27 protein-coding genes and 3 tRNA genes are annotated in these 25,698 nt (G+C 71.1%); 21 read left to right on the forward strand and 9 right to left on the reverse strand.

What is annotated here, in order from left to right:
- From ACZ6KF_RS06865 to ACZ6KF_RS06880, 4 genes are all read right to left on the reverse strand, one after another.
- Positions 1 to 182, reverse strand: a 182-nt coding sequence (locus ACZ6KF_RS06865) for a hypothetical protein (RefSeq protein WP_469176295.1), incomplete at its 3' end; no start/stop codon positions are given.
- Between the two features lie 132 nt (positions 183 to 314).
- Positions 315 to 995: a response regulator transcription factor gene (locus ACZ6KF_RS06870; RefSeq protein ID WP_356627559.1), complete on the reverse strand. Its 681-nt coding sequence runs from the start codon at positions 993 to 995 to the stop codon at positions 315 to 317.
- A gap of 282 nt (positions 996 to 1,277) precedes the next feature.
- A complete protein-coding gene (locus ACZ6KF_RS06875; RefSeq protein WP_469176316.1) occupies positions 1,278 to 2,672 on the reverse strand; it encodes a sensor histidine kinase in 1,395 nt (464 codons plus the stop codon).
- A 121-nt stretch (positions 2,673 to 2,793) separates the two neighbouring features.
- Positions 2,794 to 3,975, reverse strand: a complete 1,182-nt coding sequence (locus ACZ6KF_RS06880; RefSeq protein WP_356627574.1) for a sensor histidine kinase — start codon at positions 3,973 to 3,975, stop codon at positions 2,794 to 2,796.
- A 372-nt stretch (positions 3,976 to 4,347) separates the two neighbouring features.
- Here ACZ6KF_RS06880 and ACZ6KF_RS06885 point away from each other — a divergent pair, with 372 nt between their 5' ends.
- The 13 genes from ACZ6KF_RS06885 to ACZ6KF_RS06945 all read left to right on the forward strand — a co-directional run bounded on the left by ACZ6KF_RS06885 (position 4,348) and on the right by ACZ6KF_RS06945 (position 16,963).
- Positions 4,348 to 4,731 carry an NADH-quinone oxidoreductase subunit A gene (locus ACZ6KF_RS06885; protein WP_356627573.1) on the forward strand — a complete coding sequence of 128 codons (384 nt, stop codon included), beginning with the start codon at positions 4,348 to 4,350 and terminating at the stop codon, positions 4,729 to 4,731.
- Positions 4,722 to 5,336 carry an NADH-quinone oxidoreductase subunit B gene (locus ACZ6KF_RS06890; protein WP_356627558.1) on the forward strand — a complete coding sequence of 205 codons (615 nt, stop codon included), beginning with the start codon at positions 4,722 to 4,724 and terminating at the stop codon, positions 5,334 to 5,336. Before ACZ6KF_RS06885 ends, ACZ6KF_RS06890 begins: the two co-directional genes overlap by 10 nt.
- On the forward strand, positions 5,333 to 6,706 hold the full coding sequence (locus tag ACZ6KF_RS06895) for an NADH-quinone oxidoreductase subunit C (RefSeq protein ID WP_469237607.1): 1,374 nt from the start codon (positions 5,333 to 5,335) through the stop codon (positions 6,704 to 6,706). Before ACZ6KF_RS06890 ends, ACZ6KF_RS06895 begins: the two co-directional genes overlap by 4 nt.
- The gene (locus ACZ6KF_RS06900; protein ID WP_356627556.1) at positions 6,703 to 7,671 is read left to right on the forward strand and encodes a complex I subunit 1/NuoH family protein; all 969 of its coding nucleotides are present in this window, start codon (positions 6,703 to 6,705) and stop codon (positions 7,669 to 7,671) included. The genes ACZ6KF_RS06895 and ACZ6KF_RS06900 overlap by 4 nt, the downstream gene beginning before the upstream one ends.
- Before the next feature lie 2 nt (positions 7,672 to 7,673).
- Positions 7,674 to 8,420, forward strand: a complete 747-nt coding sequence (locus ACZ6KF_RS06905; RefSeq protein WP_469176290.1) for a NuoI/complex I 23 kDa subunit family protein — start codon at positions 7,674 to 7,676, stop codon at positions 8,418 to 8,420.
- Positions 8,417 to 9,094: an NADH-quinone oxidoreductase subunit J family protein gene (locus tag ACZ6KF_RS06910; protein WP_469176288.1), complete on the forward strand. Its 678-nt coding sequence runs from the start codon at positions 8,417 to 8,419 to the stop codon at positions 9,092 to 9,094. The genes ACZ6KF_RS06905 and ACZ6KF_RS06910 overlap by 4 nt, the downstream gene beginning before the upstream one ends.
- Positions 9,094 to 9,489 (forward strand): NADH-quinone oxidoreductase subunit NuoK, encoded by a 396-nt coding sequence (nuoK, locus tag ACZ6KF_RS06915; RefSeq protein ID WP_356627553.1) that lies wholly within the window; start codon positions 9,094 to 9,096, stop codon positions 9,487 to 9,489. Before ACZ6KF_RS06910 ends, nuoK begins: the two co-directional genes overlap by 1 nt.
- Complete coding sequence (locus ACZ6KF_RS06920; RefSeq protein ID WP_469237609.1) at positions 9,486 to 11,480, forward strand: NADH-quinone oxidoreductase subunit 5 family protein; 1,995 nt, start codon at positions 9,486 to 9,488, stop codon at positions 11,478 to 11,480. Before nuoK ends, ACZ6KF_RS06920 begins: the two co-directional genes overlap by 4 nt.
- 6 nt (positions 11,481 to 11,486) lie before the next feature.
- The gene (locus tag ACZ6KF_RS06925; RefSeq protein WP_469176285.1) at positions 11,487 to 13,061 is read left to right on the forward strand and encodes a complex I subunit 4 family protein; all 1,575 of its coding nucleotides are present in this window, start codon (positions 11,487 to 11,489) and stop codon (positions 13,059 to 13,061) included.
- Positions 13,058 to 14,584 (forward strand): NADH-quinone oxidoreductase subunit N, encoded by a 1,527-nt coding sequence (locus ACZ6KF_RS06930; protein ID WP_469237611.1) that lies wholly within the window; start codon positions 13,058 to 13,060, stop codon positions 14,582 to 14,584. The genes ACZ6KF_RS06925 and ACZ6KF_RS06930 overlap by 4 nt, the downstream gene beginning before the upstream one ends.
- Positions 14,585 to 14,855: 271 nt before the next feature.
- A complete protein-coding gene (htpX, locus tag ACZ6KF_RS06935; protein WP_469157554.1) occupies positions 14,856 to 15,716 on the forward strand; it encodes a zinc metalloprotease HtpX in 861 nt (286 codons plus the stop codon).
- Positions 15,713 to 16,108: a YccF domain-containing protein gene (locus ACZ6KF_RS06940; RefSeq protein ID WP_469157553.1), complete on the forward strand. Its 396-nt coding sequence runs from the start codon at positions 15,713 to 15,715 to the stop codon at positions 16,106 to 16,108. Before htpX ends, ACZ6KF_RS06940 begins: the two co-directional genes overlap by 4 nt.
- A gap of 279 nt (positions 16,109 to 16,387) precedes the next feature.
- The gene (locus ACZ6KF_RS06945) at positions 16,388 to 16,963 is read left to right on the forward strand and encodes an SMI1/KNR4 family protein (protein WP_356627547.1); all 576 of its coding nucleotides are present in this window, start codon (positions 16,388 to 16,390) and stop codon (positions 16,961 to 16,963) included.
- Positions 16,964 to 17,061: 98 nt separating this feature from the next.
- On the opposite strand, the gene ACZ6KF_RS06950 is transcribed toward ACZ6KF_RS06945, so the two are convergent.
- Complete coding sequence (locus ACZ6KF_RS06950) at positions 17,062 to 18,318, reverse strand: APC family permease (protein ID WP_469237613.1); 1,257 nt, start codon at positions 18,316 to 18,318, stop codon at positions 17,062 to 17,064.
- A gap of 301 nt (positions 18,319 to 18,619) precedes the next feature.
- Positions 18,620 to 19,108, reverse strand: a complete 489-nt coding sequence (locus tag ACZ6KF_RS06955; RefSeq protein WP_469237615.1) for a YajQ family cyclic di-GMP-binding protein — start codon at positions 19,106 to 19,108, stop codon at positions 18,620 to 18,622.
- 224 nt (positions 19,109 to 19,332) lie between these two features.
- On the opposite strand from ACZ6KF_RS06955, the gene ACZ6KF_RS06960 reads away from it, so the two are divergent.
- A tRNA-Tyr gene (locus ACZ6KF_RS06960) sits at positions 19,333 to 19,414 on the forward strand.
- 160 nt (positions 19,415 to 19,574) lie between these two features.
- Here the strand turns inward: ACZ6KF_RS06960 and ACZ6KF_RS06965 are convergent.
- Positions 19,575 to 20,453 carry an AraC family transcriptional regulator gene (locus ACZ6KF_RS06965; protein WP_469237618.1) on the reverse strand — a complete coding sequence of 293 codons (879 nt, stop codon included), beginning with the start codon at positions 20,451 to 20,453 and terminating at the stop codon, positions 19,575 to 19,577.
- Between the two features lie 188 nt (positions 20,454 to 20,641).
- Between ACZ6KF_RS06965 and ACZ6KF_RS06970 the strand changes: the two genes are divergently transcribed.
- Complete coding sequence (locus tag ACZ6KF_RS06970) at positions 20,642 to 20,869, forward strand: hypothetical protein (RefSeq protein WP_469176277.1); 228 nt, start codon at positions 20,642 to 20,644, stop codon at positions 20,867 to 20,869.
- Positions 20,870 to 20,880: 11 nt separating this feature from the next.
- On the opposite strand, the gene ACZ6KF_RS06975 is transcribed toward ACZ6KF_RS06970, so the two are convergent.
- Positions 20,881 to 21,537 carry an SDR family oxidoreductase gene (locus ACZ6KF_RS06975; protein WP_356627541.1) on the reverse strand — a complete coding sequence of 219 codons (657 nt, stop codon included), beginning with the start codon at positions 21,535 to 21,537 and terminating at the stop codon, positions 20,881 to 20,883.
- Between the two features lie 134 nt (positions 21,538 to 21,671).
- Positions 21,672 to 22,913, reverse strand: a complete 1,242-nt coding sequence (locus tag ACZ6KF_RS06980) for an amidohydrolase family protein (RefSeq protein ID WP_469237620.1) — start codon at positions 22,911 to 22,913, stop codon at positions 21,672 to 21,674.
- A 261-nt stretch (positions 22,914 to 23,174) separates the two neighbouring features.
- Between ACZ6KF_RS06980 and ACZ6KF_RS06985 the strand changes: the two genes are divergently transcribed.
- The 6 genes from ACZ6KF_RS06985 (at position 23,175) to ACZ6KF_RS07010 (ending at position 25,541) form a co-directional block, all read left to right on the forward strand.
- Positions 23,175 to 23,247 (forward strand) — tRNA-Thr (locus tag ACZ6KF_RS06985).
- Positions 23,248 to 23,293: 46 nt separating this feature from the next.
- A tRNA-Met gene (locus ACZ6KF_RS06990) sits at positions 23,294 to 23,366 on the forward strand.
- A gap of 88 nt (positions 23,367 to 23,454) precedes the next feature.
- Positions 23,455 to 23,619 carry a 50S ribosomal protein L33 gene (gene rpmG / locus ACZ6KF_RS06995; RefSeq protein WP_003948671.1) on the forward strand — a complete coding sequence of 55 codons (165 nt, stop codon included), beginning with the start codon at positions 23,455 to 23,457 and terminating at the stop codon, positions 23,617 to 23,619.
- Between the two features lie 247 nt (positions 23,620 to 23,866).
- On the forward strand, positions 23,867 to 24,319 hold the full coding sequence (locus ACZ6KF_RS07000; protein WP_356627539.1) for a MaoC family dehydratase N-terminal domain-containing protein: 453 nt from the start codon (positions 23,867 to 23,869) through the stop codon (positions 24,317 to 24,319).
- A gap of 4 nt (positions 24,320 to 24,323) precedes the next feature.
- On the forward strand, positions 24,324 to 24,752 hold the full coding sequence (locus tag ACZ6KF_RS07005; RefSeq protein ID WP_356627538.1) for a MaoC family dehydratase: 429 nt from the start codon (positions 24,324 to 24,326) through the stop codon (positions 24,750 to 24,752).
- A 210-nt stretch (positions 24,753 to 24,962) separates the two neighbouring features.
- On the forward strand, positions 24,963 to 25,541 hold the full coding sequence (locus ACZ6KF_RS07010; RefSeq protein ID WP_356627537.1) for a TetR/AcrR family transcriptional regulator: 579 nt from the start codon (positions 24,963 to 24,965) through the stop codon (positions 25,539 to 25,541).
- Positions 25,542 to 25,698 lie beyond the last annotated feature (157 nt).

Genomic DNA, 25,698 nt, shown 5'->3' on the forward strand with positions numbered 1-25,698 from the left:
AACGACGCCGTCTGGGACGTGAAACGGTCACCCGTCAACTGCATCCCGTCACCCGAGTCCCCCGCAAACCTGATGACCACCCGGTCGAGACGGCGCACGTCCTTCACGTCGGCCGCTTTGCGCTGTTCTCCCACGACCGTTCCGTCGGCCTGCTCCGCTGGACTACTGACCTGGCTCGTCACTGAACTGGTCCTCCTTCGAGGCGGCTGTCTGGGACCGGCCTTTCCGTAGGCCCTCCCAGATCAACCCTACGTCCGCGGGGGTCGGCTCCCCCGGGTCATTCGCATGATGAACACGACCGGCGGGGGCACGCTTCAGGAGTTGAGATACGTGAGCACCGCGAGCACGCGCCGGTGGTCGCCCTCACTCGGCGACAGACCCAGCTTGAGGAAGATGTTGCTGACGTGCTTCTCGACCGCGCCGTCGCTCACCACCAGCTGCTTGGCGATCGCCGAGTTGGTCCGCCCTTCCGCCATCAGCCCCAGCACCTCCCGCTCCCGCGGCGTGAGCCCCGCGAGCACGTCCTGCTTACGGCTGCGCCCCAGCAGCTGGGCCACCACCTCCGGGTCGAGGGCGGTGCCGCCCTGGGCCACCCGCACCACCGCGTCCACGAACTCCCGCACCTCGGCGACCCGGTCCTTCAGCAGATACCCGACCCCGCGGCTCGATCCGGCCAGCAGCTCGGTGGCGTAACGCTCCTCGACGTACTGCGACAGCACCAGCACCCCGAGTCCCGGATACGTCTTCCGCAGCCGTACGGCGGCCCGGACGCCTTCGTCCGTGTGGGTGGGAGGCATCCGCACGTCGGCCACCACCACGTCCGGAAGGTGGCCCTCGGCTTCCAGCTCGGTGATCGTCTTGATCAGCGCCTCCGCGTCGCCGACCCCGGCGACCACGTCGTGCCCGCGGTCGGTCAGCAACCGGGTGAGCCCTTCCCTGAGCAGCACCGAGTCCTCGGCGATCACCACACGTACCCTGTCCTCCACGACCCACATCCCCCACAACCCGGCTCCGCCACGTACGACGCGCCAAGCATTCCAGCTTTCGGCACATCCGGTGGCGAAGGAAGCCAGGCTGTGGATAACCCGGGGATGAGGCTGTGGACAAGTGGACAAGTGGGCAAGTGTGGACGGGCGGACAACAGGTCGGGGCTCCGTGGCCACGCTCAGGCCGCCCGCGCCATGGCTACGGCATGGTCCCGCCAGGGCGGGCCGCGGCCGAGGAGGTCCTGCATGGGCAGGGCTACGGACCCAGCCGCACCAGGGCAGGGCTGCGGCTCAGCCCCGCCAGGGCAGCTCCGCCGTTATCCGGGTGGGGCCGCCCGCCGGGGAATCCACGACCAGGATTCCGTCCACCGCGTCGAGCCGCTCCGTCAGGCCCGCCAGCCCGGAGCCCTGTGCCGCGTTCGCACCCCCCACCCCGTCGTCCTCCACCTGGATCATCAGCCGGTCCTCCACCCGCCAGACGTCCACGGCCGCCGACGTGGCCCGCGCGTGCTTGCTGATGTTCTGGAGCAGCTCGGAGACGGTGAAGTAGGCGATCCCCTCGATGGCCGGCGCCGGCCGCGACGGCAGGTCCACCTCCACCCTCACCGGCACCGCGCACCGCGACGCCACCGCCGACAGTGCCGCGTCCAGTCCCCGGTCGGTCAGCACTGCCGGGTGAATGCCCCGCGCCAGGTCCCGCAGCTCCTGCAGCGCCGTCTTCACCTCGCCGTGCGCCTCGTCCACCATCCGTGCCGCCGTCTGCGGATCCTCCGCCAGCTTCTCCTTGGCCAGGCCCAGATCCATCGCCAGCGCCACCAGCCGGGCCTGAGCCCCGTCGTGCAGGTCCCGCTCGATGCGCCGCAGATCGGCGGCGGCCGTGTCCACCACGACCCCCCGGTCCGACTCCAACTCCACCACCCGCGTCGCCAGCCGTGAGGGACCCAGCAGCCCGTGCACCAGCACCCGGTCCACCAGCGTCAGTGCCCGCACGATCCACGGCGTGGCCAGCGTGATCAGCAGTCCCACGGACGCCGTCACCGCGATCTCGAACGGGTTGTCGAGGTACACCCGATGCGTCTCGTCACCGTACAACTGCAGCCCGTCCTGGCCGGCGTAGGCCGGGAACAGCCAGAACCACAGCGGATACGTCAGCATCGTCCAGCCGCACGCCCAGAAGCCCACCGCGACGGCGAAGGAGAACACCGCCCACGGGAACTGCAGCACCATGTACAGCAGCTGACGCCACGACGTGCCGCTCTTGAGGACCGCCCCCATCCACGGCATCAGCCCCCGGCCCCGCACCCGCACCGGCTCCGGAGCCTCCACGTCGAGGTCGAGCAGCGCCCGGGCCCGCGCCCGCTCCATCGCACCCAGCCCCCGGCACCCCGCCAGACCCGCCGCCAGCACCGGAACGCCGAGAAACGTCACCAGCAGCCCCGCGCCTATCGAGACCATCATGACCGCGTACGTGAACAGCAGGATGCCGATCGGCAGACCGAGCAGTACATACGCCAGCTCCGCCCAGCTGCGCGCCTCCACCGGCGCCCGCAACGCGGCCGGCAGCCTCCACCGGCGCCCGCCGCGGCGCCCGTACGCGGACCCGCTCCCGTACTTCCCGTACGTCCGGTGCTCCTCGTACCGTCCGTACTCCTCATAGTCCCGGTAGTCCCCGTACTCCGTGGCCATCGGCTCGCCCCGTTTCTGCTCGTCGCGTCGTATCTCCACCCTCGCCGACGGCGGATGCGCGGACCATGGAGCACGTCTCCCTCTTGGGCGGGGGGTTTTCCCTACCTCCGCCCGAGGAGCCCTACTGCTCCGGCCGGTCGCGCCACGGCAGTTCGGCCGTGATGAGCGTCGGCCCGCCCTCCGGCGACTCGACCACGAGCAGCCCGTCCACCGCGTCCAGCCGGTCGGCCAGCCCGCGTATCCCCGTGCCTCCGTCGAGCCGAGCGCCGCCGCGCCCGTCGTCGCCGACCTGTATGAGAAGCCGTTCCTCGGTACGCCACACGTCCACGGACGCGGATCTCGCCCCGCTGTGCTTGCTGACGTTCTGCAGCAGCTCGGAGACGGTGAAGTAGGCGATGCCCTCGATGGCCTCGGCCGGCCGGACGTCCAGGTCGACCGTCACCTTCACCGGCACCGTGCAGCGCGAGGCGACCGCGGAGAGCGCCGCGTCCAGGCCCCGGTCGGTGAGCACCGCCGGATGGATCCCGCGGGCCAGATCACGCAGCTCCTGCAGCGCCAGCTTCACCTCGCCGTGCGCCTCCGCGACCATCACCGCCGCCTGGTCGGGATCCTCCAGCAGCTTCTCCTTGGCCAGGCCCAGCCCCATCGCCAGATTGACCAGCCGGGCCTGCGCCCCGTCGTGCAGGTCCCGCTCGATACGGCGCAGGTCGGCGGCGGCCGTGTCCACCACGACCCCCCGGTCCGACTCGAGCTCCGCGATCCGCCGCTCCAGTTCGTCCGAGGGCGACAGCAGACCCCGCACCATCGCCCGGTCGGCGTTGGCCAGTCCGCGCGCCACGAACGGCAGCACCGGCCACAGCACGAACAGCGACGTCAGCGTGATGGTGAAGGTGAGGATGCCCCAGGGCAGCCGCATGAAGTCGTAGAGCATGGTCCGCCAGCCCACGGGGTCCTTCAGCATCATCCATATACGCGGCAGGAATCCGCCCGCCCCGCGCAACGGCAGTCGGCTCGGCTCGTCCACCCGCACCCCGAGCAACGCCCTCGCCCGCCCCCGCTCCAGCCGGCCCAGCAGCCGCGCGCCCATCAGACCGAGGGCGAGCAGCGGGAAGCCGATCACCGTGACGGTCAGGAAGGCGCTGGTGAACAGCACCGTCGCCACGTAGACGAAGCCCAGCAGAGCCATCGGCAGGTTCGTCAGGAGATGGACGATCTCCTTCCACGTGTGCGCGTCGTAGGCGAAACGCGGTGGCGGCGGACGGTGGCCGCGGACTTCTTCGTCCTTGGCGGAGTCGGTGTCCACACCGGAGTTCGCGTCGTGGCGCGCGTCCGAGCCGTGGCGTGCGGCGTTCGAACCGTCGCGTGCGTCTGCGGCTCGGCCCGGAAGGCCGTCGTCAGGAGTACCGTCGCGTTTGCGGGCGTGATCGGGGTCGGCTGCCGTGGCGCCCGGGGACGGGAAATAATCGGTCACATGGGCTAGCGTGCCGGGTGGCGCGCCGCCACGCCATGAGGTGGACCGCCAGGTCCGGACTGAGGAAAACCCCACCCCGGCATCTCAAGGCGTGACGGGCTGCTTACCGTCCCTTTAGCAGGCCCTAGACTCCCGTGCGTAACACGGTCATGGGTCGAGGTCAGGGAGCGAGGGGCTGACGTGCGGGAACCGAGCGCCGAACCGATGGTCGCCGTCGCGGCCGACTACTTTCAGTCCTACTCCGTCGTCGGACTGCTCGCCGCGATCGGCGTGCTGTTCGTCGCCGTCGCCTTCGGCGCGGGCCGGCTGCTGCGCCCCGTCGTCCCCACCCCGGAGAAACTGCTGACGTACGAGTGCGGCGTCGACCCCGTCGGCGAGGGCTGGGCCCACACCCAGGTCCGCTACTACGTCTATGCCTTCCTCTACGTCATCTTCGCCGTCGACTCGATCTTCCTGTTCCCCTGGGCCACGGTCTTCGCCGCCCCCGGCTACGGCGCGACGACCCTCGTGGAGATGTTCATCTTCCTCGGCTTCCTCGCCGTGGGCCTGCTGTACGCCTACAAGAAGGGAGTTCTGGCATGGACGTGACGCCCACTCCTGTGTCGCTCCCCGAGCCGAAGCGTCTCGGCGCCCTCGCGCGCCTCGCCCCCGAGCCGATGAAGGTCGTCCTCAACTGGGGCCGCCGCTACTCGCTCTGGGTCTTCAACTTCGGCCTGGCCTGCTGCGCCATCGAGTTCATCGCCGCGTCGATGGCCCGCCACGACTTCATCCGCCTCGGAGTCATCCCGTTCGCGCCGGGACCCCGCCAGGCCGACCTGATGGTCGTCTCCGGCACGGTCACCGACAAGATGGCGCCCGCCGTGAAGCGGCTCTACGAGCAGATGCCCGAGCCGAAGTACGTGATCTCCTTCGGCGCGTGCTCCAACTGCGGCGGCCCGTACTGGGACTCGTACTCCGTCACCAAGGGCGTCGACCAGATCATCCCCGTCGACGTCTACGTCCCGGGCTGCCCGCCCCGGCCCGAGGCGCTGCTCCAGGGCATCCTCAAGCTCCAGGAGAAGATCGCCCGCGAGTCGCTCGGCGAGCGCTACGGCGTCACCGCGCCCCGGCCCTCCACGGCGGCCCTGCAGAGCGGCCTGGTCCAGCCGCCGGCGCCCGGCGGCAGCGGCGCCGGTGCGGGAGAGGCCCGATGAGCGGCGACGCCGGCACGGGAACGGCCGGCTGGCTTCCCGCTCCCGCCGAGGACCTTTTCGGCGCGGACGCCACCGCCGAGGAGTCGTACGAGGTCCTCACGGTCGACGTGCCCCCCGCCGCCTGGACGGCCGCCCTGCGCACCGCCCGCGACGAACTGGGCTGCACCTACTTCGACTGGCTCAGCGCCGTCGACGAACCGGGCACCGGCTTCCGCGTCTCGGCCCATGTCGTCGCCCTGTCGCCGGTGCGCCGGCTGATGCTGCGCACGACGGTCCCGCACTCCGCGCCCGCCCTCGCCTCGGCCGTCGGCGTTTACGCGGGCGCTGCCTGGCACGAGCGCGAGACCCACGAAATGTTCGGCGTCACCTTCGAGGGCCACCCCGGCCTGGACCACCTCCTCCTTCCGGAGACCTTCGAGGGCCACCCGCTGCGCAAGGACTTCGTCCTGGCGGCGCGCGTCGCGAAGGCATGGCCCGGCGCGAAGGAACCCGGTGAGTCGGAGCACGGCGGCCCCAAGCGACGCCAGATGCTGCCACCTGGCGTCCCCGACCCGAACGAGTGGGGCCCCCTGAAGGGTCAGCTCCCCCCGGCCCCCGCCCGCCCGGCCCGCACCCCGCGAGCCGCGGGCGACCGCCCCGTACGCCGCGCCCGAACGGCGTCGGAGGGCTCGGCAAGCCAGACGGCCCCGACCACGGATGCGGCACCTCCCGCGCCGGGTGCCCCCGCGGCCGGCGAGACGGCCCCGCGGACCGGCGTCCCCGCCGGTCCGCGCCGCGCCCGGAGCGTGAGCGAGGGCTCGGCGTCCCAGCGGGTGGAGAGCACGCAGTCCTCGGAGGCACCGGCGACCGGGGAGCCGACGCCCTCGGCACCCTCGACCGCCCCCGCCGGTCCGCGCCGCGCCCGAAGCGCCTCCCAGGGCTCGGCTTCCCAGCGCGCCCAGACTCCGCCCTCCGCGCAGCCGAAGGCCTCGGCAGCCCCGCGCAGTCCGGATGCCCCCTGGCACCACGCCCGCCCGGCGTTCGAGGAGCCCGAGCCCGGAGCCGAGGCCGAGCCCGCGGCCCAGGCCGAGCCCGCGGTGAAGCCCGAGCCCGCGGTGAAGCCCGAGCCCGGAGTCAAGGCCGAGGCCGATCCTGGCTTCCAGCCGGAGCCTGCCGTCCGGCCCGAGCGTGCGGCCCAAGCCGAGCCCGCGGCGAAGCCCGAGCCCGGCCCGAAGGCGGAGGGCGTCCGGCCCCAGGAGCAGCCCGAACCGTCCTCGCAGCCCGAGCAGGCACCTCGGCCCGAGCAATCGCGACGGCCCCAACAACCGGGACGCACCGAACACCGCTCGCGGCCCGCACACCCCGAAGACCCGGAAGGAGGCCGGCAGTGAACGACGCTCTCGACGTCATCCTGCGACTCCTGATCGTCTTCGTCGTCTTCCTCACCTTCCCCCTGCTCATCGGCCAGACCGAGCACAAGGTGATGGCCCACATGCAGGGCCGCCTCGGCCCGATGTACGCCGGCGGCTTCCACGGCTGGGCCCAGCTCGTCGCGGACGGCGTGAAGTTCGTGCAGAAGGAGGACGTCGTCCCCGCGGGCGCGGACCGCCGGATCTTCCAGCTCGCCCCCGCCGTCGCCCTCCTGCCGTACCTCCTCGTCCTCCTCGCCATCCCGATCGGCCCCGGAGAAGGCGCCGTCGGCGTGGTCGTCGACGCGGGCGTCTTCTTCGTGCTCGCGGTGATGGGCGTCGGCGTGCTCGGCTCGCTCATGGCCGGCTGGGCCTCCGCCAACAAGTTCTCCCTGCTCGGCGGCCTGCGCACCGCCGCCCAGCTTCTCGCCTACGAACTCCCCATGCTGCTGGCCGCCGCCTCCGTCGCCATGGCGGCCGGCACCGTCTCCCTCCCCGGCATCCTCGACGCGTTCGAGTGGTGGTGGCTGCCCTGGCAGATCGTCGGCGCGATCGTGTTCTTCGTGGCGGGCCTGGCCGAACTCCAGCGACCCCCGTTCGACATGCCGGTCGCCGACTCGGAGATCATCTTCGGTGCCTACACCGAGTACACCGGCCTGCGCTTCGCCCTGTTCCTCCTCGCCGAGTACGCCGGGATCGTCGTCCTGTGCGGCCTGACCACCGTCCTCTTCCTGGGCGGCTGGCACGGGCCGTGGGGCGCCGACGGGCTCGGCTGGGTGTGGACCCTGCTGAAGACGGCCGTCCTCGCCTTCGTCGTGATCTGGCTGCGCGTCACCTACCCGCGCCTGCGCGAGGACCAGCTCCAGAAGTTCTCCTGGACCCTCCTCGTCCCCCTCTCCCTCGCCCAGATCGCCCTCACCGGCATCGTCAAGGTGGTGATCGCGTAACCATGCCCCCCATTCCCGGCTCCGGCCTGGCCAAGGGCCTGGCCGTCACCCTGCGCACGATGACGAGGAAGACCGTCACCGAGCAGTACCCGGAGGTCCAGCCCGACCTGCCGCCCCGCACCCGCGGTGTCATCGGGCTGTTCGAGGAGAACTGCACGGTCTGCATGCTGTGCGCCCGCGAGTGCCCGGACTGGTGCATCTACATCGACTCCCACAAGGAGACGATCCCGGCGGCGGCCCCCGGTGGCCGGGAGCGCAGCCGCAACGTCCTCGACCGGTTCGCCATCGACTTCTCCCTGTGCATGTACTGCGGTATCTGCATCGAGGTCTGTCCTTTCGACGCCCTCTTCTGGTCGCCCGAGTTCGAGTACGCCGAGACCGACATCCGCGACCTCACCCACGAGCGGGACAAGCTCCGCGAGTGGATGTGGACCGTCCCTGCCCCGCCGGCCCTCGACCCCGGCGCGGAGGAACCGAAGGAGATCGCCGCGGCCCGCAAGACGGCCGAGAAACTGGCCGCCCAGCAGGAAACCACTCCTGCCGTCGCCACCCCTGCCGCCCCGGCCGACCTCTCCTCCACCACACCCCACGCCGACGAGCAGGCCCGCGCCGCCGAGCAGCCCACCCGGCCGATGGGCGAGTCCCGGCAACAGTCGGACCAGCCGACCCAGGAGAGGGGCCGGCCGTCCCAGGAGGCGGGCGGCCCACGACAGGAGACGGACAAGCCCCGACAGGAGGGCCAGGGATGACCCTCGCAGCCGCATCCGTATCCGCCTCCGTCGTCAACGCCGCCGGCGGCCTGGCGGCCGAGGGCCACGGCTTCCTCTCCCCGACCGGCGTCGAGATCGCCTTCCTCCTCGTCGGCCTGGTCACCCTCGGCGCGGCGGTCGTCACCGTCACCACCCGCCAGCTGGTGCACGCCGCCCTGTGGCTCGTCGTCACCCTCGGCGGCCTCGCCGTCGAGTACCTCCTGCTCACCGCCGAGTTCATCGCCTGGGTACAGGTCCTGATCTACGTCGGTTCCGTCGTCGTCCTCCTCCTGTTCGGGCTGATGCTGACCAGGGCCCCCATCGGCCGCTCCCCGGACGCGGACTCCGGCAACCGCTGGGCCGCCCTCGCCGTGGCCCTCGCCTCGGCCGCGGCCCTGGTGTGGGTCGTCGTCGATGCCTTCCGCACGACCTGGATCGACCTGGACGGCGCCCCCGCCGGAACCACCGACGTCACCGGCAAGGCACTCTTCCAGAACTGGGTCCTCCCCTTCGAGGCCCTCTCCGTCCTCCTCCTCGCCGCCCTGGTCGGCGCGATCGTCCTGTCCCGCAAGGCCAAGGCGGTCCCGCCCACGCAGGACACACCCACTCCGGGCGCGCCCGACTCCCGCGCACCCGCCCCCGGCATCCGCAGCGAGAAGGGCGGCGCCCGCTGATGCACCTCGCCTATCCCGCCGTCCTGTCGGCCCTCCTCTTCTGCACCGGCCTGTACGGCGTCCTCGCCCGCCGCAACGCGATCCTGGTCCTGATGTCGGTCGAGCTGATGCTCAACGCCGTCAACCTCAATCTCGTCGCCTTCGACGTCTGGCTCAGCCGGGCCGCCGAGGAGACCCTGCACTCCGGGCAGGCCCTGACCCTGTTCACCATCGCCATCGCCGCCGCCGAGATCGGCATCGGCCTGGCGATCGTCCTCGCCGTCCACCGCAACCGAGGCACCGCGGACATCGACAAGCTCCGCGACACCGCCGAGGGCCGCGAGACCGACGGCCCCGACGGCGCCGAAGCCCTCGTGGCCGAGCCGGCCGCCGAGAAGGCTGAGGCCACCGCGTGACCACGACCACCCTCGCCGTCCTCGTACCTCTCCTTCCGTTCCTGGGCGCGGTCGCCGGCCTGCTCCTGGGCCGAACGGCACCCGGATTCGTCCGCCCGCTCGCCGTCCTGCCGACGCTGACCGCACTCGCGCTCGCCGTCGTCGTCGCCGTGCGCCAGGGTGGCGACGAGCCCGTGGACGCCGCCGCCGAGCTGACGCCCACCGGATCCGTCCCGATCGAACTCGCCCTGCACATCGACGGCTTCGCCGCCCTCGTCGCCGTACTGGTCGCGTTCGTCGCCACTTGCGTGCAGATCTACTCGACCGGCTATCTGCGCGACGACCCGCGCTACCCCTCCTACGCCGCGCTCGTTTCCCTGTTCACCTCCGCGATGCTCCTCGTCGTCTACTCGGGCGACCTGATGGTGCTGCTGGTCGGCTGGGAAGTCATGGGCATCTGCTCCTATTTCCTCGTCGGCCACTACTGGGAGACGCCGGAAGCACGCGCCGCCTCCCTCAAGGCCTTCCTGGTCACCAAGCTCGGCGACGTCCCCTTCCTGATCGGCCTGTTCGCGCTGGCCGACGACGCCGGGTCGTTCCGCATCACCCGGGTGCTCGCCGCCGTCGCGAACGGCGGCCTCGACCACCCGACGCTGATCGCCCTGCTCCTCCTCGCCGGCGTGGCGGGCAAGTCGGCGCAGTTCCCGCTGCACACCTGGCTCCCCGACGCCATGGCGGGCCCCACACCGGTCTCCGCGCTGATCCACGCCGCGACGATGGTCGCCGCCGGCGTCTACTTCATCGCCCGTCTCCTCCCGCTGTTCCAGGCATCCCAGGCCGCGATGACCGTCCTCGCCGTGATGGCCGCCGTCACCATGGCCGGTTCGGGCCTCGCCGCGCTCGCCCAGGACGACATCAAGCGCGTCCTCGCCTACTCGACGATCGGCCAGCTCGGCTACATGACCGGCGCCCTGGCCGTCGGCGACCGCGGGGCCGCCGTCTTCCACCTCCTGTCGCACGGCGCCTTCAAGGCGCTGCTGTTCCTCGCCGCGGGTGTGATCATTCATGCCGCCGGCACCAACTCGCTGGCCGCCACGTCCCGGATGAAGGGCCTGCACGACCGCGTCCCCGACGCCTACTGGACGATGACCGTGGCGCTCCTCGCGCTCGCCGCGATCCCGCCGTTCAGCGGCTTCTTCTCCAAGGAGTCCGTCCTCGGCGCCGCCGAGCACGTCACCACCGGCCACACCGAGCACGCCCCCGCCACGGCGGGCTGGATCGTCCTCGTCGCGGGACTGGTCACCGCGCTGCTCACCGCGGCGTACGCGATGCGCCTGTGGCTGCTAGCCTTCCGCGGCCGGGGAACCGAGGCCCCCGACCACGGCAGGCAGCCCCTCGCCATGACCGTGGTGCTGTGGGTGCTCGCGGCCCCGTCCCTCGCCCTCGGCGGTTTGGCGTACAACTCCCTGCCCGGCTGGTTCGGCGGCGACGACCTCACCCCGACCCTCACCACCTCCGTGCTCGGCACGGGCCTGGCGCTGGTCGGCGGCATCGTCGTCTACGCGGCCTGGCGGCACACCACCGCCTTCGCGGCACAGGCCCCCCTCGGCGCGGTCGCCGCCCACCCGGAGGGCGACGCCGCTCAGGTCGAGGCCGAGGCCATCGCCAGTCACACCCCCGCGTACGGCGACATCGCCGAGGCCCCCGACCCGGCGGACCCCGGGCGCCTGATCCTGGGCCCGCTGCACCGCCACGCCGCCGCCGGCTTCCACCTGGACGCCGTGTACTCGGCGCTGTTCGTCCGCCCGGTGCGGGCCGCGGCCGTGCTCGTCCGGTTCCTCGACCGCGAGGTCGTCGACACCTACGTACGTGGCGCCGGGACGCTACCCCGCTGGCTGGGAGCCGCCGTACGGCGCGCCCAGACCGGCAACGTGCAGACCTATGTGAGCGCGCTGCTCGCCGGCACCGTCGTCCTGGCCGTCGCCGCCGTCCTCGTCGCCACGGGAGCGTGAGCAGGCGTGATCGATATCAGCGAGTCCGTGATGCAGTTCCTTCTGGCGTTCGTCGTGGTCGGCCCGCTTCTCGGGGCCGCCGCCGCTCTCCTGCCGGCCCCGCCCGGGCTGAAGGGGAAGTCCCCGGAACAGGCCGTGCTCCGCCATGGCGTGACCGTGACCGGCGCGGTCCTGGCCGCGGCGATCGCCCTCGCGCTCGGCTTCGACCACGACCAGCCGTCGAAGATGCAGGCCAGTACGGACATCAGCTGGATCCCCGCACTCGACGTGCGGATCCACCTCGGCGTCGACGGCATTTCCCTCCCCCTTCTGGTCCTTACCGCGCTGCTGACCTTCCTCTGCGCGCTGTACTCCTACTTCAAGATGCCCTCGGGCCCGTCCCCGAAGGCCTTCGTACCGCTGCTGCTCGTCCTGGAGGCCGGCACTCTCGCCACCTTCGCCGTCCTCGACCTGCTGCTGTTCTTCCTCGCCTTCGAGATGGTGCTCATCCCGATGTACTTCCTCATCGCCCGCTGGGGTGGCGAGGGACGGACCCGGGCCGCCTGGAAGTTCATCCTCTACACACTGCTCGGTTCGGTCGTCATGCTGCTCGGCCTGCTCCTGATCGGACTCGAGGCAGGCACGTTCGACATGATGGCACTCGCCACTGACAACGGCCGGTCGCTGACCACGTCCGTGCAGGTCATCGCCGTTTTGGCGATCGGGATCGGGCTCGCGGTCAAGACCCCGATGTGGCCGCTGCACAGCTGGCTGCCCGACGCCCACACCGCGGCGCCGACCATCGGCTCGGTACTGCTGGCCGGTGTGCTGCTGAAGATGGGAACGTACGGGTTCGTCCGTATTCTGCTGCCGGTCACGCCGGACGGATTCCGCACCTTCGCGCCCTACCTCGCCGCCTTCGCCGTCGTCGGGATCATCTACGGATCCCTGGCCTGCCTCGCCCTCGCCAAGCGCGGTGCGCAGGGCGATCTGAAGCGGCTCATCGCCTACTCCTCCGTCGGCCACATGGGTTTCGTGCTGCTCGGCATCGCCACCATGACCCCGACCGGAGTCAACGGCGCCCTCTTCGCCAACATCGCCCACGGCCTGATCACCGGCCTGCTGTTCTTCCTGGTCGGCGCCCTGAAGGACCGCACCGGAACCACCGACCTCGACACCCTCGCCGACCGGACCGGCGCCGCGCTCTACGGCCGGGCCCCGCGCTTCGGCGGGCTGCTCGTCTTCGGCGCGGTCGCCTCCCTCGGCCTGCCGGGCCTCGCCGGATTCTGGGGCGAGATGCTCGCGCTGTTCGGAGCCTTCCGACCCGCCGAGGGCCTCAGCCGCCCCGCCTTCCTCACCTTCATGGCGATCGCGGCGTTCGGCACCCTGCTCACCGCCGCCTACCTGCTCGTCGTGGTCCGCCGCGTCTGCATGGGCGCCGTACCGCAGGACGCGCCGCGACTCGCGGACGTACACACGTACGAGTACGTGGCCTGGACTCCGCTCGTCGCCCTCACCGTCGTCGCCGGACTGTGGCCCAAGACCCTCCTCGGCCTGTCCGACCCGGCCGTGCAGCAGCTCCTCGCAGGAGGCACCCGATGAGCACCCTCGCCGCCCAGCCGGTCGCCCAGTCCCTGGTCCAGTCCGTCGACTGGCTCGCCGTCGCGCCGCCCACCATCGCCGCCCTGGTCGCCCTCGCCGTGCTCGTCGCCGACCTCTTCCTCGAGGACGCGAGGAAACCACTCCTCGGATGGCTGTCCGTAGCCGGCCTCGCAGCCTCCGCGCTGATGCTGCTGCCGCTCCTGGACGGCGACCGCTCCACCTTCTGCCTGACCGGCGACCCGGGCGTGTGCAGCTACACCGCCGACCGCTTCACCCTCGTCATCCAGTTCCTCGTCCTCGGCGGCGCGCTCCTCGCCGCCCTGCTGTCCGTCACCGCACTGAAGGACGCGCGCGGAGGGCTGCCCGAGGGCGAGTTCTGGTTCCTGCTGCTGGCCTCCGCGGCCGGCGCCGCCCTCCTGCCCGCCTCCCGCGACCTCGCCACCCTCATCGTCGCCCTGGAAGTCGCCTCCCTGCCCGCCTTCGCCCTCGTGGGCCTGCGACACGGCGACCGCAAGTCCGCGGAGGCGGCCCTGAAGTTCTTCCTGTCGTCGGTCACCGCGACCGCCGTCAGCCTCATGGGCATCAGCTTCGTCTACGCCTCCACGGGCACCCTGTACCTCACCCAGGTCGCCGACCGCATCCAGAACGTGGACGGACAGCTCCACACCCTCGCCCAGACCGGAGTCGTCCTCACCCTCATCGGCTTTGCCTTCAAGACGGCCGCCGTGCCCTTCCACTTCTGGGTGCCCGACACCTACGTGGGAGCGCCGCTGCCGATCGCCGCCTATCTCTCGGTCATCGGCAAGGCCGTCGGCTTCTCCGGCCTCATCCTCGTCACTGTCGTCGCCCTTCCGTCGTACGCCGACGTATGGGGCCCGGCCCTCGCCGCCCTGGCGGCCCTCACCATGACCGTCGGCAACGTCGGCGCCCTGCGCCAGCAGGGCACGCGCGCGTACAGCGCGGTACGCCTGCTTGCCTGGTCCTCCGTCGGCCAGGCCGGCTACCTTCTGGTCCCGATCGCCGCCGCGGGGTACTCCGACGACGCCGAGCGGTCCATCGGATCCACGCTCGCCTATGCGCTCATCTACGCCGCGGTGAACCTCGGAGCCTTCGCCGTGGCCGCCTTGGTGGGCCGTACGCGGACCCTCAACCGCGTCGACGACTACCGCGGCCTGTACGCCACCAACCCCGTCACGGCGCTGCTCCTGGCCTTCTTCCTGCTCTGCCTCGCCGGACTCCCGCCCGGCATCATCGGCCTGTTCGCCAAGGTCACCGTCTTCTCCGCGGCCGTCGACGCCGGCCTCGGCTGGCTGGCCGTCGTCATGGCGGTCAACGTGGTGATCGCGCTGTACTACTACCTCCAGTGGACGGCGTTGCTGTTCCGCGCCCCCGAGGGAGAACCCGCGAAGCACGCGCTCCCCGCGCCGCTGACGGCAGCCATCGCCCTTACCGCCGTACTGGCCGTCGGCCTGTCCGGCGCACCGCAGCTTGCGCTGCGCTTCGCCGACACCGCGCTCTTCTAGGAACGCGGCAGGACGCCCTCCCCGGGGTCAGGGGGAGACACCCGCTAGCCAGCCAGTCCGCGGGCCGGTGCCGGGACCCGCTGCCGGGACGCTCCCGGCGCCTTCACCCGGACGGCCCAGCCGCGCCCCCGCGCGCACAAGGGAACTAGTGCCTCCCGCCTGGCGTTGACCACAAGGGGAGGGTCCACTGGACGTGTCACCACGACACCGGTGGGATGTGAGATCAGCAAGCAAAAAGGGTTCCCCTGCCGCACCACTTGGAGGGCGTACCGTGCACCGCCGGCACAACGGGCTCAGGACCGCAGTACTCCTCGGGGGACTGTCCGCACTCATCATCGTCATCGGCGGCTTCTTCGGCCGAACGGGGCTCGTCGTCGCGGTGCTGATCGCCCTTGGCACGAACGCGTACGCGTACTGGAACAGTGACAAGCTCGCCCTGCGCGCGATGCGGGCCCGCCCGGTCAGCGAGTTCGAGGCCCCGGGGCTCTACCGCATGGTCCGGGACCTCTCCACGCAGGCCCGCCAGCCCATGCCCCGCCTGTACATCTCACCGACCGAGGCACCCAACGCCTTCGCCACCGGCCGCAACCCGCGCAACGCCGCAGTGTGCTGCACCGAGGGCATCCTGCGCCTGCTCGACGAGCGTGAGCTGCGCGGCGTCATCGGCCACGAACTGAGCCATGTCTACAACCGCGACATCCTGATCTCGTCCGTCGCCGGCGCCCTCGCCTCCGTGATCATGTTCCTGGTCAATTTCGCCTGGCTCATCCCCATCGGCCGTTCGGACGACGACGACGGCCCGGGCCTCCTCGGCATGCTGATGATCATGATCCTCGGCCCGCTCGCGGCCACCCTCATCCAGCTGGCCGTCAGCCGCTCCCGCGAGTACGAGGCCGACGCCTCGGGCGCCCAGCTCACCGGCGACCCGCTCGCCCTCGCCAGCGCCCTGCGCAAGCTGGAGGCGGGCACCAAACAGCTTCCGCTGCCTCCCGAGCCCCGGATCGAGACCGCGAGCCACATGATGATCGCCAACCCGTTCCGGCCCGGCCAGGGCATGTCCAAGATGTTCTCGACCCACCCGCCGATGGCGGAGCGCATCGCCCGCCTCGAACAGATGGCAGGCCACCGATGAAGACCATCCTCAACGTCATCTGGCTCGTGGTCAGCGGCCTCTGGCTGTTCCTCGGCTATGTGCTCGCGGGCCTGCTGCTGTGCATCACGGTCATCGGCATCCCGTTCGGCATCGCCGCTTTCCGCATCGGCGCCTATGCCCTCTGGCCTTTCGGCCGCACTACGGTCGAGCGCCGCGACGCCGGCGCGCCCTCGCTGGTGGGGAACGTCCTGTGGCTGATCCTCGCGGGCTGGTGGCTGGCACTCACCCACATCGTCACCGGCATCGCCCTGTGCGTCACGATCATCGGCATCCCGTTCGGCATCGCCCACTTCAAGCTGGTCCCGGTCTCGCTGGTGCCGCTGGGCCGCGACATCGTCCCCACCGACCAACTGCTCGCCTGGCGCTGGTAGAGGCGGAAGCCGGGGCAGAGCAGGGGGCGGTGCAGGGGAAGGGGCGGCGGCGAGAGGCAGGCGTCGGGGGGAAGGACGCGTCCGCGACGTACCGGATCCGCGGAGCCGTCCACCCTGCATCGCCGTTTACCCCTGCATCGCCGTCCATCCCCGCGGAGCCGTACATTCCCGAGAAGGCGGACGGGTCCACGGAGACGTCCACGCCCGCAATGTTTTCCACAGCCGCAGAGTTGTCCACAGGCCCGCACGATTGTCAGTGGCGCGCTGCATCATGAACCCATGACCGAGAACGAGCAGTTGCTGACCAGGGTGGAGGCCAAGGCCCGTAACACCCGCCCGTGGGGCTGGACTTCCCTGCCCGCACCCGTGGACGCCGACGCCCCGGCCCGGGCCGAGGCGGCCCTCGGCTTCCGCCTTCCCCCGCTGCTCGCCGAGTTGTACCTGCGGATAGGGGACGGCGGGTTCGGCCCGGAGTACGGTCTGCTGCCCCTGCTCGACAACCCGCCCGCGGGCGAGCCGGCCGCCGTCGTGCAGTACCTCGCCAACCGGGAGAGCGGCCGCAAAGACCCCGACTGGCCCTGGCCCGAAGGCGTGCTGCCGATATCCCACTGGGGCTGTGCCATGTACGCCTGCGTGGACTGCCTGGTCCCCGACGCCCCCGTCCTGCTCTTCGAGCCGAACGCGGACGAGGCCGGCCACGCCTGGTACGTGGACGCCCCCAGCCTCACCGCCTGGCTGCGCGCCTGGCTCGACGGCGACGGCTGGTACGAGCAGGTCAACGAGGGCATGGAGATGGCGCCCTGGTCGGACTTCCGCATACGCACGGCGGCTCCGCCGGCCGGCGAAGCCGTCTGACGGACGCCGTCCGACCAGGTCTCGAGGCGGCTCGGCTCCCTGCCGCACGGCCTCCCCATCTGTCCGCCTACCGGCACGTAGGGCACATACCGGCCTGCCTACGTATCCGCCTGCCTACCGGCCGCCCACCGCCGCACTCCGAACGCCAGGACACCCACCGCCAGCACCCCCGCTCCCACGGCCACCGAAGCCGTAGGCAGCGAGAACGCCAGCACCACGCATCCGAGCAGCCCCACCGCCGGAACCGCGCGCGCCGCCGGAGCCGTGTCGAGAGTCCAGGCCGATGCGTTGGCGACGGCGTAATAGGCGAGCACACCGAAGGAGGAGAAACCGATCGCGCCGCGCACGTCCACCGTGGCGGCGAGCACGGCGACCACCACGCCGACGGCCAGTTCCGCCCGGTGCGGGACCTGGAAACGCGGATGCACCGCAGCCAGCGCACCCGGCAGGTGACGGTCCCGTGCCATGGCCAGCGTGGTACGGGAGACACCCAGGATCAGTGCGAGGAGAGAACCCAGCGCGGCCACGGCCGCCCCGAACCGCACCACCGGCACGAGCCCCGGCACGCCGGCCGCACGGACCGCGTCGGCCAGCGGAGCCGTGGCCTGCCCGAGCGCTTCGGACCCGAGCACGGAAAGGACGGCGACAGCCACGAACGCATAGACCGCGAGCGCGATGCCGAGAGCGGTCGGGATCGCGCGGGGAATGGTGCGTGCGGGATCCCGCACCTCCTCGCCGAGGGTCGCGATGCGCGCGTACCCGGCGAACGCGAAGAACAGCAGGCCCGCCGCCTGAAGTACGCCCCCCGGCCCACCCGAGGCCCCGATGTCGAGACGTCCGGCGTCGGACTCCCCGGATCCCAGGCACACGACCACCACGGAAGCGAGGACGGCCAGGACCACCGCCACGATCGCCCGGGTCAGCCAGGCGGATTTCTGGACGCCGCCGTAATTCACCGCGGTGAGCGCCACCACGGCCCCGACCGCCACCGCGTGCGCCTGGTCCGGCCAGACGTACGCGCCCACAGTGAGCGCCATCGCCGCACAGGAGGCCGTCTTGCCGACCACGAACGCCCAGCCCGCGAGGTATCCCCAGAACACCCCGAGCCGCTCGCGCCCGTACACGTACGTCCCGCCGGAAGCCGGATAGCGGGCCGCGAGCCGTGCCGACGACATGGCGTTGCAATAGGCGACCACGGCGGCCACGGCCAGTCCGAGCAGCAGCCCGGAACCGGCGGCGCGGGCGGCGGGCGCGAGGGCGGCGAAGATGCCGGCGCCGATCATGGAGCCGAGACCGATGAGGACGGCGTCGCTCACGCCCAGGGTGCGGCGCAGTTCGGAGCCGGACTGTGTCATGGCCGCACCCTACTGAGGGCGGCAAGCACCGGATGCAGCCGCACCCAAGGGCAGTGGAACACAGCGCGAACCCCCGACGTGGGAGAACCCGCCCCGGTACGCATCTGCCACCGGCCCACACCGACTCACGCCAGCCGCGACAGCCGTGACAGCGGGAAGGACTTCATGCAACTCACCAGCATCCCAACCCACAGCCCCGCGGCAGCGCGAGGGCGGCCCCGGCAGCCCGCTCGGAAGCCCCGCCACCTCATGGGAAGTCCCGCGAGAAGGGCGGGCGCGAGGGCCCACCCTTCCTCCCTGACTACCGGTAGTTCACAAACTGCAGTGCGAAGTCGAATTCCTTGCCCTTGAGCAGGGCGATCACGGCCTGCAGGTCATCACGGCTCTTGGAGCTGACGCGCAGTTCGTCACCCTGTACCTGGGCCTTCACGCCCTTGGGGCCCTCGTCGCGAATGATCTTCGCCACCTTCTTGGCGTTCTCCTGGGAGATGCCCTCCTCGATCGAGGCGAAGATCTTGTACTCCTTGCCCGAGAGCTGGGGCTCGCCCGCGTCCAGGGCCTTCAGCGAGATGCCCCGCTTGACCAGCTTGGACTGGAAGACGTCGAGGACGGCCTTCACGCGGTCCTCGGAGTTCGCCTCCATAAGGATCTTGTCGCCGGACCACGAGATCGAGGCGCCCACGCCCTTGAAGTCGTAGCGCTGCGAGATCTCCTTGGCGGCCTGGTTGAGGGCGTTGTCGACCTCCTGCCGCTCGACCTTGGAGACGATGTCGAAACTGGCGTCGGCCATGTGCTGTGGCTCCTTGTATCGGGGGGCGGATCGGGCGCGTAGCGGCGTACGCGAGGCGGTGGCCGGGCCCGTCAGGGTTCCGGACCGCATCCGGACAAGCCTAGCCACCCACCGGCCTCCGAGCGCCGATCAATCCGGTGGCGGAGCACCCCCGAGCATCGGGTATTGTTTACGTCGTTGCCGGAGAGCACCGCCGAAAAGCGGTTCGAACGGCAGCAACCCCCGGCGGTGTGCCCGAGCGGCCAAAGGGAGCAGACTGTAAATCTGCCGGCTCAGCCTTCCCAGGTTCGAATCCTGGCGCCGCCACACGGGAGAACAAAGGGCCCGTGACCTGCTGCAAAGTAGGTCACGGGCCCTTTGGCATGCGCGCCTTTCAGTGACCTACAGCTTCCCGGCCAATCGGCCCGTCAGCGGGTCGGTTGCCCCCAGCCGCTCAGCCTTCGGCCTCCGCCTTTCGGTCCCGGCCTCAGCCGTCGGTCCCTCCCCGGACCTCTTCCACCGGCAGCCACAGTTCCGCGTCGGCCTCCGTGCCGTCCGTTGAGAGGCTGGTGCGGAGGATTTCGGGGCCGGGGCGGCTGCGGTACGGGTTGGAAGGGAACCACTGGGTGAACACATCGCGCCACAGTTCCTGGATGGCCTGCGGGGCCGGGCCGGAAGTGGTGAACACTGCCCAGGCCCCGGCCGGGACGTCCAGAGCGGACATGCCCTCGGGAGCGGGGGCAGAGGTGATCACCGCCTGGTAGTAGTCGAGTTCCGTGCCCTCGGCACGGCTGGGGTCCAAGTCGTCGCAGACCGCGACGATCCCCTGGGGCTCCTGGTCCGACAGGCTCTCCAGGCGCTCCAGCGTCTGCGGGCCGATGCCGCGGACGAAGTCGATGATCGCCCGATTCGGGCCCGAATGAATTAGCGGTACCCGGGCCTTGAGCCCGACGACCTGGAAAGCCGGCTTGTCCACGACGCGGTGACGCATGGCGGTACTCCCTTCGACGACGAGGCGGAAGGCCATCCGGGGCTGTGAGCTGAGCGTGGCGCCGGTGCGGCGTGCCTCGCCCGGGCCGACGCCGTGCATGGCACGGAACGCCCGTGCGAACGCCTCACCGGAGCCAAAGCCGTAGCGCACCGCGATCTCCAGCAGCGTCTCCCGCGCCGCGAGGACCTCCGCGCCCGCGAGGGTGAGCCGCCGGCGCCGGATGTACTCCGACAGCGGCATCCCCGCGAGCGCGGAGAACATCCGGCGCAGGTGGTACTCCGACGTCGCCGCGATGCGCGCGAGTTCCGCCACGTCGATGGGCTGATCGAGGTTCCGCTCGATCTGCTCCATGGCCTGGTTGAGCCCGTCCAGCACGCCCCGTCTCCTTCCGCTTGACGCCCGTCACGCTAGGCGGCGGGGGTGGCGCCGGACCCGACATCCTGTGCCCGGTCCTGTCTGGTCGGCCGTCGCACCCAGTGAGGGCATCCCGAGGGCCCAGAGAGCCCAAAAGCCCAGGAGTCCGTCCGACCGTCGCTGTCAGTGGGACAGGGCACACTGGCGGCATGTCATCCGGTTCCGGTTCCGCACGCCGCAGGGTCTGCCCCGAGTGCCGTCGTGAGATCGCCGTCGTCGCGGGGCGGTTCGCGCGGCACGATCCGCCCGGTGCGAGGGACAGCGGGCAGCTCGTCTCGTGCCCGGGGTCGCGGCGGCATGCACAGCTCGGCGCGGCCCAGCCGTCCCTGGACGGGTACGTCGTACCGGACTTCCCGGGGCAGCTGCCCCTGTTCTGAAGTCTGGTCGCTCAGTTGCCCGCCACCGACTTCACCGCCACCGACACCGGTGTCGAACCGGAGACCAGCTCCAGCACCAGCCCCGCCGTCGCCGGCGTCTCCAGCAGTTCGGCGAGCACGGCTGCCACGTCGTCGCGCGGGACCGGGCCGCGGCCGGTGCGGGCCTCCAGCCGGACCAGGCCCGTGCCGGCGTCGTTCGTCAGCATCCCCGGGCGCAGGATCGTCCAGTCCAGGCCGTCCAGGCCGCGTACGTGGGCGTCCGCCTCGCCCTTGGCGCGCAGGTAGGCGTCGAAGACCTCGTCGCCCTCGTGGTCCGGGTCCGCGCCCATGGACGACACGATCAGGAAGCGCCGTACGCCGGCCCGGACGGCCGCGTCCGCGAACAGCACCGCCGCGCCCTTGTCCACCGTGGCCTTGCGGTCGACCCCGCTGCCGGGCCCGGCGCCGGCGGCGAACACCGCCGCGTCCGCGCCGCGCAACCGCTCGGCGACCTCCTCGACCGTGGCCGACTCCAGGTCCAGGACGACCGGTTCGGCGCCCGCCTCCCGCAGATCGTCGCCCTGCTCGGCGCGCCGGATGACGCCGGCCACCTCGTCGCCCCGCGCCGAGAGCAGCCGTTCCAGCCGGAGAGCGATCTGTCCGTGACCACCAGCGATGACAATGCGCATGCCTCCGACCGTACGCCTGTCCCGGACCGTGTGCCGTACGCCTGTCCCGAACCCTGTGCCAGGCCTGTCGCGGACCGTGCGTCGGACGCCGCAACGGTCGCAGCCGGTGACCGGCGAGGGGGTGGCGCTTCCGCCTACGACACCTCGCCCCGCCCCTGCCGCGGCAGTCCCAGCTCCGCCGCCGCGGCAGAGTCGCAGTACTCCCGCACCGCGCTCGTCCGCGCCACCACCCGCGCCCCGTGCACCACGATCCGGCTGTACGCCAGGGACAACGCCCCCGCCAGCCCGTCGCCGCGCACGGCCAGGAGTTCCGCCGGGAAGCCCGCCTCCACGCGCACCTCGGGCAGGCCCAGCGCCGCGCGGGCCGAGGCGCTGACCGTGTCGTACGCGTCCTCGGGGCTCAGCCCTTCACGGGAGGCCAGCAAGTACGCCGCCTCCAGCGGGTCGCCGCGGCCGACCGGGTTGGACACGTCGCGCAGGGCGCCGCTGCCGGCGGCAACGCGCACGCCCGCGGCGCGCAGCAACCGTACGGGAGCCGCTCCGCGCTCCTGAACGCCCCCGCAGCCGCCCTGCGGCAGGCACACCACGGTCACTCCGGCGGCGGCCAGCCGGTCCGCCGTGCGTCCGGCGGCCGTCTCGGGCAGCCGGGCCAGGCCGCCGCACGGGCCGACCGTCACGCCGGGACGCAGCCCGCCGGCCATCGCGGCGAGCCGGGCCAGACGCGCCGGGTCGGCGGCGTCGGTGTGCAGATCGACGGGACGGCCGTGCTCGGCGGCGACCTCCAGGACAGCCTCCACGTATCCGGTCGGATCGGGGTCCAGATCCGGACAGCCGCCCACCGCGCAGGCGCCCATCTTCAGCGCGTCCCGCAGCATCGCGAGCCCGTCGGCCCCCGCCACGCCCGTCAGGACCCTCGGCATCGCCACCGTCGTCAGGTCGATGAGGCCCCGCAGCGACCGGCGTGCCCGCAGAACGGCGGTCAGCGCGCCCAGCCCCTGCACCTCGCCCAGGCGCACATGCGCGCGCACCGCGGTGGCCCCGTGCCCGAGGTGCAGCAGTGCCGCCTCGGTGGCCCGGCGCTGGACGTTCCGCGGGTCGTACGAGACCGGGCCGGCGTCCGCGGACAGCGCGGTGTCGGCGTGCGTGTGCGGGTCGGCGGGCGCCGGGAGGAGCAGATATCCCTTCAGGTCGACCCGGGTTCCGGCGCCCCGCGCCCCGGCCAGGCTGCCCGCCGTGCCCACGGCCTCGATACGGCCGCCGCTCAGCCGTACGTCCACGGTCCGGCCGTCGGTCAGGCGCGCCCCGCACAGCAACAGGGCGGCCGTGTCTCCCGAGGACGACGACAAGTGGGGTGGCCGGGGCCGGCTGTCGGGCATCGTGCTCCAGAGGCTCAGTTCCGGGGGGCTCGGTTCGGGGGCTGGGTTCTGAGGCGGGGCTGTGGTGGGACGGACGGGGAGGGGAGGGGAGGGACCTTCGCAAGATCACGCAGAGTGAGTCGAGCCTAGGACGGAGGTGGGCGCGGGGCGTGGAGGAGGGCAATAGTCGTACCGGGGGCGCGGCGGTGCGGTGGGGGTCCGCGGAGGGCGGGAAACGGATTTGGGTGAACGGCTGCCGAGCGTGTAATGTCTTCATCGCTCGCCCCAATAGCTCAGTCGGCAGAGCGTCTCCATGGTAAGGAGAAGGTCTACGGTTCGATTCCGTATTGGGGCTCTGATGTGAGAGGTTCCCGTCGCAAGGCGGGATCCGATCGCATCGCAGCGGTGTAGCTCAGTCGGTAGAGCAAGCGGCTCATAATCGCTGTGTCACCGGTTCAAGTCCGGTCACCGCTACTGACAGTAGCCGATTGCGGGGTCGGTCCTTCGATCGGCTACTCTTTCTTGCGTTGAATTAACCACCCGTTCGTCAAGGAGCACTCACGTGGCTGCCACCGACGTCCGCCCGAAGATCACGCTGGCCTGCGTGGAGTGCAAGGAGCGGAACTACATCACCAAGAAGAACCGGCGTAACAACCCGGATCGTCTTGAGATGAAGAAGCACTGCCCCCGCTGCAACGCGCACACCGCTCACCGCGAAACGCGCTGACGCAGGCCCGTACATCTCGGTCGTACAGAACACCAGTTCAATCCGTACGTCTCGATCCAGTACGTCACGTACATCACGTACGTAACCAGTACGACGTTCATCAGGCCGCCCCCGCACTTCGGGGGCGGCCTGATGGCGTTCCCGGCCACCCTTCGGTCAGCGCGGCCCCCGGGCGCACTGCGGCGTCGCGCCCGCCCTTTTATACGGTGTTACCGGCCAACCAGCAGACACCAGGAGGTGCCGAGCCATGGCGCTCGACCAGTCCTTCGTGGGGCGGACCTACCCGCCCACCGACCCCTACGAGGTGGGCCGGGAGAAGATCCGTGAGTTCGCGGAGGCGGTGGGAGACGCCAACCCGGCGTACACGGATCCCGAGGCCGCCAAGGCATTCGGCCACCCCGACGTGATCGCGCCGCCCACCTTCGTGTTCTCCATCACCTTCAGGGCGGCGGAGCAGGTCGTCGCCGACCCGCAGCTGGGCCTCGACTACGGCCGGGTCGTGCACGGCGACCAGAAGTTCGTCTACAGCCGGCCCGTGCGCGCCGGTGACCGGCTGACCGTCACCTCGACCATAGAGGCGATCAAGTCCCTGGCCGGCAACGACATCCTGGACATCCGCGGCGAGGTGCACGACGAGTCCGGCGAGCACGTCGTGACCGCCTGGACCAAGCTGGTGGCCCGCGCGGCCGAGGAGGCGTGAGCAGATGACCGCCACGATCGCGTACGACGACATCGAGGTCGGCGCCGAACTGCCCGCGCAGACCTTCACCGTGACCCGGGCCACACTCGTCCGGTACGCGGGCGCATCCGGGGACTTCAACCCGATCCACTGGAACGAGAAGTTCGCCAAGGAGGTGGGCCTGCCGGACGTCATCGCGCACGGCATGTTCACCATGGCCGAGGCCATCCGCGTGGTCACCGACTGGATCGGCGACCCGGGTGCGGTGGTCGAGTACGGTGTCCGCTTCACCCGGCCCGTGGTCGTCCCGAACGACGATCAGGGCGCCACGATCGAGGTCAGCGGCAAGGTCGCGGCCAAGCTCGACGACAACACGGTCCGCGTGGACCTCACGGCGACCAGCGCCGGCCAGAAGGTGCTGGGGATGTCGCGGGCGGTCGTACGGCTGGCCTGACCCGAGTGGTGCGAGGTGTGCGAGGCAAGGGGCGTCGGGAATGGCCGGCGCCCCTTACCCGTGCCTGCACCCGTCTGCCCTTCGGCCGATCCGTCGGTTCTTGACGGCTCCTTCTGTCCTTCGACGGCTTCGTCTGTCCTCGACCGCTTCCTTCTGTCCTCCCACTGCTCCTGTTGACTCCGTTAGTGATTGAGCACTAACTTTGTTCCCATGGTCAGGATGAGCGCGGATGAGCGACGGGAGAGCGTCGTGCGAGCGGCGATCTCCGAGTTCGCGCGGAACGGGTACTACGGCACATCCACCGAGGCGATCGCCAAGCGCGTCGGGGTCTCGCAGCCGTACCTCTTCCGGCTCTTCCCCGGAAAGAAGGCCATCTTCCTGGCGGCGGCCCAGCGCTGCATGGCGGACATGCGGAACTTCTTCGCCGAGGCCGCCGGTGAGCGGACGGGTGAGGACGCCCTGCATGCCATGGCGGACGCGTACACGCGGCTGATCGCGGAGCAGCCCGAGCGGCTCCAGATGCAGTTGCAGACGTACGTCACCGTGGCTGCGGCGGAGGCTGCCGGGGATCACGAGTTCGGTGAGATGGTCCGGCGGAGCTGGATGGAGCTCTGGGACACCGTGCACGTGCCGCTGGGCGGAGACACGAAGGAGACGACGACCTTCATGGCCTTCGGCATGCTCGTCAACACCCTCGCGGCCATGGGGTTCCCGCCCGACCATCGGGTCTGGGAAGGGCTCTACCCCTCCGCGCGGGTCACCGGGGAGCTCAAGAAGGGGCAGGGGTAGTCCGTCGTCGGCGCGCCTGGTCCACGGCGCGTGAGTCCTTCGGGTCCTTCCGCGGCCACAAAAGTTAGTCATTAATAACTAACAAGAACAGTCGACCGAATCAGCTCTGGGGGAGCCATGTCACCAGTTGCATCAGCCGGACCAGCCGGGTCAGCCG

This window comes from Streptomyces sp. NPDC046379 (assembly GCF_055587785.1).

Bases quoted from the DNA above. Each gene is read 5' to 3' on its own strand.
- ACZ6KF_RS06890 (WP_356627558.1), top strand. From the start codon at position 4,722: ATGGACGTGACGCCCACTCCTGTGTCGCTCCCCGAGCCGAAGCGTCTC.
- ACZ6KF_RS06955 (WP_469237615.1), bottom strand. From the start codon at position 19,108: ATGGCCGACGCCAGTTTCGACATCGTCTCCAAGGTCGAGCGGCAGGAG.
- ACZ6KF_RS07010 (WP_356627537.1), top strand. From the start codon at position 24,963: ATGGTCAGGATGAGCGCGGATGAGCGACGGGAGAGCGTCGTGCGAGCG.
- ACZ6KF_RS06895 (WP_469237607.1), top strand. From the start codon at position 5,333: ATGAGCGGCGACGCCGGCACGGGAACGGCCGGCTGGCTTCCCGCTCCC.
- ACZ6KF_RS06975 (WP_356627541.1), bottom strand. From the start codon at position 21,537: ATGCGCATTGTCATCGCTGGTGGTCACGGACAGATCGCTCTCCGGCTG.
- ACZ6KF_RS06870 (WP_356627559.1), bottom strand. From the start codon at position 995: ATGTGGGTCGTGGAGGACAGGGTACGTGTGGTGATCGCCGAGGACTCG.
- ACZ6KF_RS06970 (WP_469176277.1), top strand. From the start codon at position 20,642: ATGTCATCCGGTTCCGGTTCCGCACGCCGCAGGGTCTGCCCCGAGTGC.
- ACZ6KF_RS06885 (WP_356627573.1), top strand. From the start codon at position 4,348: ATGGTCGCCGTCGCGGCCGACTACTTTCAGTCCTACTCCGTCGTCGGA.
- ACZ6KF_RS06945 (WP_356627547.1), top strand. From the start codon at position 16,388: ATGACCGAGAACGAGCAGTTGCTGACCAGGGTGGAGGCCAAGGCCCGT.
- ACZ6KF_RS07005 (WP_356627538.1), top strand. From the start codon at position 24,324: ATGACCGCCACGATCGCGTACGACGACATCGAGGTCGGCGCCGAACTG.
- ACZ6KF_RS06950 (WP_469237613.1), bottom strand. From the start codon at position 18,318: ATGACACAGTCCGGCTCCGAACTGCGCCGCACCCTGGGCGTGAGCGAC.
- ACZ6KF_RS06905 (WP_469176290.1), top strand. From the start codon at position 7,674: ATGCCCCCCATTCCCGGCTCCGGCCTGGCCAAGGGCCTGGCCGTCACC.
- ACZ6KF_RS06910 (WP_469176288.1), top strand. From the start codon at position 8,417: ATGACCCTCGCAGCCGCATCCGTATCCGCCTCCGTCGTCAACGCCGCC.
- ACZ6KF_RS06940 (WP_469157553.1), top strand. From the start codon at position 15,713: ATGAAGACCATCCTCAACGTCATCTGGCTCGTGGTCAGCGGCCTCTGG.
- ACZ6KF_RS06980 (WP_469237620.1), bottom strand. From the start codon at position 22,913: ATGCCCGACAGCCGGCCCCGGCCACCCCACTTGTCGTCGTCCTCGGGA.
- nuoK (WP_356627553.1), top strand. From the start codon at position 9,094: ATGCACCTCGCCTATCCCGCCGTCCTGTCGGCCCTCCTCTTCTGCACC.
- ACZ6KF_RS07000 (WP_356627539.1), top strand. From the start codon at position 23,867: ATGGCGCTCGACCAGTCCTTCGTGGGGCGGACCTACCCGCCCACCGAC.
- ACZ6KF_RS06875 (WP_469176316.1), bottom strand. From the start codon at position 2,672: ATGGCCACGGAGTACGGGGACTACCGGGACTATGAGGAGTACGGACGG.
- ACZ6KF_RS06930 (WP_469237611.1), top strand. From the start codon at position 13,058: ATGAGCACCCTCGCCGCCCAGCCGGTCGCCCAGTCCCTGGTCCAGTCC.